Annotated in this window: 4 protein-coding genes; all 4 read left to right on the top strand. The window is 51.1% G+C overall.

Translation table 11 applies throughout. The annotated features are described in order from the left end of the window. Positions 1–197: 197 nt before the first annotated feature. The 4 genes from HMPREF9453_RS04655 (at position 198) to HMPREF9453_RS04640 (ending at position 6,396) form a co-directional block, all read left to right on the top strand. Positions 198–1,865, top strand: a complete 1,668-nt coding sequence (locus HMPREF9453_RS04655; protein ID WP_040379626.1) for a formate--tetrahydrofolate ligase — start codon at positions 198–200, stop codon at positions 1,863–1,865. Position 1,866: 1 nt separating this feature from the next. Then, entirely contained in the window at positions 1,867–2,712 is an 846-nt protein-coding gene (locus HMPREF9453_RS04650) for a bifunctional 5,10-methylenetetrahydrofolate dehydrogenase/5,10-methenyltetrahydrofolate cyclohydrolase (protein ID WP_008859412.1), read from the top strand. Between the two features lie 122 nt (positions 2,713–2,834). Then, entirely contained in the window at positions 2,835–3,689 is an 855-nt protein-coding gene (locus tag HMPREF9453_RS04645; protein ID WP_008859411.1) for a mechanosensitive ion channel family protein, read from the top strand. Between the two features lie 1,342 nt (positions 3,690–5,031). Further along, positions 5,032–6,396: an FAD-dependent oxidoreductase gene (locus HMPREF9453_RS04640; protein WP_008859410.1), complete on the top strand. Its 1,365-nt coding sequence runs from the start codon at positions 5,032–5,034 to the stop codon at positions 6,394–6,396. Positions 6,397–6,469 lie beyond the last annotated feature (73 nt).

Here is a 6,469-nt window from a genome sequence, read left to right as displayed (position 1 = left end):
AAACCGAAGCCACGGAGATAGTAATTATCGACAGTCAAATGAATTACCGAGGAAAACTTGACACTTACCCTTCGGGGCGAAGCCCCGTCAACCCTCCCCTTATTGTGATATAATGAGAAGAGCACTGATTCATCAGCCTTTGGGGCTGGTGAAACTGGAAATTTCTGAATGTGGTTGGGTATGAAGGAGTGGACATGATGTTAAGCGATATTGAAATTGCACAGAAAGCAGAACTGAAACCGATTACGGAAATCGGTGCTTCCATCGGAATTCCGGCGGAAGATTTGGAAAATTATGGTCCCTATAAAGCGAAGGTTTCTCTGAAACTGACCAGAGAACTGGAAAATAAGCCGATGGGCCACCTGATTCTTGTGACCGCTATTTCTCCAACCCCGGCAGGAGAGGGAAAGACGACCACCACTGTAGGCCTGGGACAAGCGCTCGCTCAGCTCGGCAAGAAGGCCATGATCTGCCTCCGCGAACCGTCTCTTGGCCCCTGCATGGGTATTAAGGGCGGCGCTGCCGGCGGCGGCTATTCCCAGGTGGTTCCTATGGAAGATATTAACCTCCATTTCACCGGTGACCTTCATGCCATTACAGCAGCCAACAATCTTCTGGCTGCTATGGTGGATAACCATATCCAGCAGGGAAATGCCCTGGGCATCGATCCCCGCCGGGTGGTCTGGAAACGGGTGGAGGATATGAATGACCGGGTGCTCCGCCATATCGTCGTAGGTCTTGGTGGACATGCCAATGGTGTTCCCAGGGAAGACGGATTTGATATTACCGTAGCTTCCGAAGTGATGGCCATCCTCTGCCTGGCCGATTCCATTCGTGATATGAAGGAAAGATTTGCCCGGATCATCGTAGGCTACACCTACGACAATAAGCCGGTTACTGCCGGTGATATTCACGCCCAGGGTGCCATGGCTGCCCTTATGAAGGATGCCCTGAAACCGAACCTGGTACAGACACTGGAACATGTACCGGCCTTTATCCATGGCGGCCCCTTCGCAAATATTGCTCATGGCTGCAACTCCGTACTGGCTACCCGTACAGCTCTCCATCTGGCTGATTATGTGGTAACGGAAGCAGGCTTCGGTGCCGACCTGGGGGCTGAAAAGTTCCTGGATATCAAGTGCCGCTTCGCCGGCTTGAAACCGGACGCTGCCGTGCTGGTGGCCACCATCCGTGCACTGAAGATGAACGGCGGCAAGGCAAAGAACGAACTCACTGAATCGGATCCGGAAGCCGTGAAGAGAGGTCTTCCGAACCTGCTGCGTCATATTTCCAACCTGAAGAAATACGGCCTGCCCATTGTGGTGGCTCTCAATATGTTCCCCAGTGATACAGCGGAAGAAAAGAAGGTTATCGAAGATGCCTGCGCCGAAGCAGGCGTTCCGGTGGCTGAATCCACCGTCTTTACAGACGGCGGCAGAGGCGGCCTTGACCTGGGCCGTAAGGTGCTGGCAGCTGTTGATAAAGGTTCTGCTTACAAGCCGCTCTATGACCTCAGCCTGTCCTTGAAGGAAAAGATTGAAACCATTGCCAAGGAAATCTACGGCGCAGGCACTGTGCAGTATGACAGCGCTGCAGAAAAGGAACTGAAGCATATCGAAGACATGGGATTTGGAAATGTGCCGGTATGCATTGCCAAGACCCCGGCTTCCTTCAGTGATGATCCTGCCAAACTGGGCGCTCCTTCAGGATTCACCCTGCATGTACGGGAAGTGAAGATTTCCGCAGGTGCCGGTTTCGTCGTTGTTCTGACCGGCAAGGTCATGACCATGCCCGGCCTTCCGAAACATCCGGCTGCTGAACGGATTGATGTAGATGATGAAGGACATATTACAGGACTCTTCTAACATGGCAGACATACTGGACGGAAAAGAAACGGCCGCTTCCCTGGAAAAGGTTCTCCGGGCAAGGCTGGCCGCATTGCGGGAAAAGCACTATGAACCGAAACTGGCTGTAATTCTGGCGGGAAACAGCAAACCTTCCGCCATGTATGCAGCCTTTATGCAGAAAGTGGCCAAAGGCTACGGCATTGAATCAGAAATCTTCCGGGAGTCTGAAGACATTACGGAAGAAGAGCTGGGAAGCCTGATTACTGATCTCAGCCATGACCGGGAAATCACGGGCATTCTGATGATGATGCCTCTGCCGGCAGGCATTGATTCTGAAAAGATGATTGCTTTAATCAATCCCGATAAGGATGTGGATGGTCTGACCGATACCAATGCAGGCAGGCTCTTTGCAGGGAAGGACGGACTTTTCGGCTGTACCCCCCGGGCCGTCATGGCCATTCTTGATCATTACGGCATCAATCCCGACGGGAAAAAGGCAGTGATTATCGGACGGAGCAATGTAATCGGCAAACCGGTATCCCTTATGCTTCTGAAAAAGAACGCCACTGTCACTATCTGCCACTCTCATACGAAGAACCTGAAGGAAATCACCAGGGAAGCGGATATCCTGGTGGCTGCCCTGGGTCATGCGGGAGCGGTGACGGCGGACATGGTGAAACCGGGGGCCGTAGTCATTGACGTAGGCATTAACCGGGTAAACGGCAAAACTGTGGGAGACGTGGACTATGAACCGGTTTCCCGGGTGGCCGGCGCCATTACCCCTGTTCCTGGCGGCGTAGGCAGCGTGACCACAGCCATGGTGATTGAAAATATCATTACGGCCGGTGAAAAACAGGCGAAATAAACATGATTCCAGCAGAAGCGGTTCCTGAAGGGGAACCGCTTTTCTGCTGGTAAGATATGGTAAAATAAAAGAAATATGGATTTCTTCTATTTTATAGACATTTTAGAGAAAGGATTTTTCCATTGGAAACCAATGCAGTGACAAAGGTAGTAACTGATGAAATCAGTATTACCGCCAAATTTATCAGCGATTTGAAAATGTTTGCCATTACCAAGGGGCTGGATCTGGTAGAGGCCATCATCCTTTTTATTATCGGCTATATCCTTTGCCGCTACATTCGCAAAGCGGCTGAGCATATTCTGGAAAAGAGCAATGTAGATCCTTCCGCCAAAACGTTCATTTCCGAAATTATTTTCTTCTTCTGCCTGGCCATTGTGGCCATCGTGGCGCTGGGAACGGCCGGCGTGGCAGCAGGAACCCTGGCAGCAGCCTTTGGCGGCGTGGGTCTGGCCATCGGTCTGGGACTCAAGGACAATATCGGCAATGTGGCATCCGGTATTTTCATCCTCATTTTCCGCCCTTTCCGGGTAGGCGACTATATCCAGGTCGGCTCCAATCAGGGAACAGTTACGGATATCCGCATTATGTATACCCTGATTTCCACCTTGGGAAACCAGATGATTGTGATTCCTAATTCATCTCTTATCAACAGCGTCATTAAAAACTATTCTGCCTTTGAAACAAGAAATCTGGAATTTACCTTTGATGTAGGCTATGGCACCAACCTGCCCAAGTGCATTGCACTGCTGAAACAGATATTTACGGAAGATGACTATGTGCTGAACAAAGAAAACCTTCCTGTCTATGTCAGCGCCCTGGCCGAATCATCCATCCGCATTTACGTAAGGGCCCAGGTGGACCGGCAGAAGTATTTTGACGCCCAGAATGAGCTGTATATCAGGGTGAAAGAAGCCTTTGACCAAAACGGGATCGACATTCCCTTCCCCCAGATCGTGGTGCATCAGGCAAAGGAGTGAAGGCAGCCGCAGAGCGGCTGGGGTCGGGGCCGGGATCGAGGAGCGCCTGACGGCGCAGATCTAGGGAAGCACTGATTAATTCGCAGAGTCTGCTTTTATAAGAATTTTTATGCACTGCTTCGTCATGGAGCTCCTTAAATAGCTCGCTATTCGCGTCGCCTCCATTCCTTGCATTGCATAAAAATTCAAGAATAAAATCAGATAACGATTTAATCAGCACTTCCCTAGTGGCTGGTGGCTAGTGGGCTGGTGAACTAGTACCGGCTATTGGCTGTCAGCTATCAGCTATCGGCCTTGGTGGGCGCCCTTTGGGACATAAGGGCGCCATTATGATAAAACCATAAAACCGCCCTGGCGGGCGATGGAAAAGCGGCACCCCCTTTGGTGGCTGCGCCACCACCTTTTCCCTGTTCAGGGGGCACTATGGACGCTCAACAGTGTGCCACATAACTCTACAGGAAAGCGTAGAGAGGTCTATTCTCTCCCCTGAATAGGGTGGCAAGCGAACGTGATTTGTAGGGGAGCGATAGCGACCCGAAAATCACGTGAGACGCTTTCCCGTGGAGGGAGTCCGGCGCAGCCGGATAAGGGGTGGCCACCGGAGGTGGCCAATTCAGCAGAATGTTTAGCACGATTTATGTATCAGAAAGGAAATCCCGTAACGTAAGGCTCCTTTCACTGGAAGGAGCTGCCCGATAGGGCTGAGGATAGGCCTTTGCTGTGCAAAGGCGCCGCCGAAAGGCGGCATTTTACGGAAGAGACACATTAGGCCCCTTCAGGGCCTCGGATTTTCTTCGAAAATCCGCTACCATTCGTCGCCTGACGGCGACACCGTCGGGCATTAAGGTGCTCGCTTAGTGTGCAGGCTATACTCGAATATTAGCCCGACTCGACAGTCCTCTGTAGGACTGTCGTCTTCCAGAGGAAGAAGGCTTTTGCACTTCGCCATGTACCCTTGGTGACACAAAAGGTATTTCCGTAACGCTGACTTCATAATTATTGCCCGAAGGGTAATCCACCACCCTCTGAATCTTCTGAACCCTTCTCCCCGCCCCTTTCTACACAACCCTTCTACACAACCTGCGCCGACAGGCGCGCCCCTTTTTATCCTGCGGCGTCAGCCGCCACCTCAACCCTCAGCCGCGAAGCGGCTGTCAAACATGAGAACCCTCCGGCCCAACGGGCCGGTCAATCCTAAGAACCTTTTCAGCCACCACCCTCTGAACCTTCACGCTTCCGGCATGTCCGCCCCCCATTTTGAAATTGACATCATTCTTCCTCCTGATGTAAAATGTATATATATAATTTTAGATTTACCTATTTAAAAGAAATGAGGAAACCTATGACAGTCTATGAATACGTAATTATCGGATTTGGCAAGGCCGGAAAAACATTTGCTTCTTTTCTGGCATCCCAGGGCATCAAAACGGCGCTCATTGAAAAATCAAAAGAACGGTATGGCGGCACCTGCATCAATGTAGCCTGCATACCCAGTAAATCTCTGGAATACAGTGCCCGCCTGTCTCATGGACGGGACGGTTCTTGGGAAGAAAAAGAAAAGCGGTATGCAGAAGCGGTGGAGGAGAAGAATCGTCTCACCGCCATGCTTCGCGGGAAAAATTATGATAAGCTGGTACAGGCAGGAGTGACTGTATATGACGGCACGGCGTCCTTTGTGAATGACCATGAAATCCTGATTTCCTCTGATGAAAAAGAAGAAATCATCCGGGCAGAGCATATTGTCATCAATACAGGCGCAGCGCCTGTCATGCCGAAGGTGGAAGGGCTTGACCGGAGCGCCTTTGTTTACACCAGCGAGACCCTGATGGATGAGAAAAAGCTGCCCCGTCATCTGGTGATTCTAGGAGCCGGCTATATCGGTTTGGAATTTGCGTCCTATTATAACAATTTCGGTGCCCAGGTGACCGTCATCCAGAAGGGCTCTGTTTTCCTTCCGAAGGAAGACAGGGAAATGGCAGCGGCGGTGAAAGAACATCTGGAAAAACAGGGCATTCGCATTCTGGAAGAAGCAGACGTTCTTCGGGTGGAAGATGAGAAAGAAGAGGCCTTGATTCATGTAAAGACAAAGAACGGAGAAGAAATCCTTCACGCTGATGTCCTGCTGGCAGCTACGGGACGGCAGCCTAATGTATCTTCTCTTGCCCTGGAAAAAGCAGGAGTGGAAATGACGCCTCGAGGAGCAGTGAAAGTAGACAGCTCCCTTCATACATCCAAACCTCACATCATGGCAGCCGGAGATGTGACGGGAGGCATGCAGTTTACCTATATTTCCCTGGATGATTTCCGCATCCTGAAGAGCAATTTCAACGGGGACTTGAAGAGAACGACAGAAAACCGCGGCCCCGTTCCCTACGCCCTCTTTCTGGATCCGCCGCTGGCCAGAGTGGGGATGACGGAAGAGGAAGCCCGGGCATCGGGCTGGAAAGTCCTGACTGCCTCCATGCCGGCGGCAGCGATTCCCAAGGCCCATGTACTGAAAAATCCATCAGGCCTTCTTAAAGTCATTGTGGATGAGGAGAGCGGTCTCATTCTGGGAGCCCATTTCTTCTGCCTGGAATCCTATGAAATGATTAACCTGGTGAGACTGGCAATGGACCGGAAGATTCCATATTCTGTCCTTCGCGACAGCATTTACACCCATCCTACCATGACAGAAGGGCTCAATGACCTTCTTGGAATGTTGTAAATCCATGTTTTATTAATGAGGAAGGGGGCTGTGAAAAAATACAGAAATGACACCGCTGCCACTCCACCTCACT

Source organism: Dialister succinatiphilus YIT 11850, from assembly GCF_000242435.1.
Taxonomy (GTDB): Bacteria; Bacillota; Negativicutes; order Veillonellales; family Dialisteraceae; genus Dialister; species Dialister succinatiphilus.
Note: the sequence above shows the minus strand (reverse complement) of the source record. Positions and strands in the feature narration are given on the sequence as shown.

Coding starts and splice junctions, on each gene's coding strand:
- HMPREF9453_RS04655 (WP_040379626.1), top strand. CDS start 198: ATGTTAAGCGATATTGAAATTGCACAGAAAGCAGAACTGAAACCGATT.
- HMPREF9453_RS04650 (WP_008859412.1), top strand. CDS start 1,867: ATGGCAGACATACTGGACGGAAAAGAAACGGCCGCTTCCCTGGAAAAG.
- HMPREF9453_RS04640 (WP_008859410.1), top strand. CDS start 5,032: ATGACAGTCTATGAATACGTAATTATCGGATTTGGCAAGGCCGGAAAA.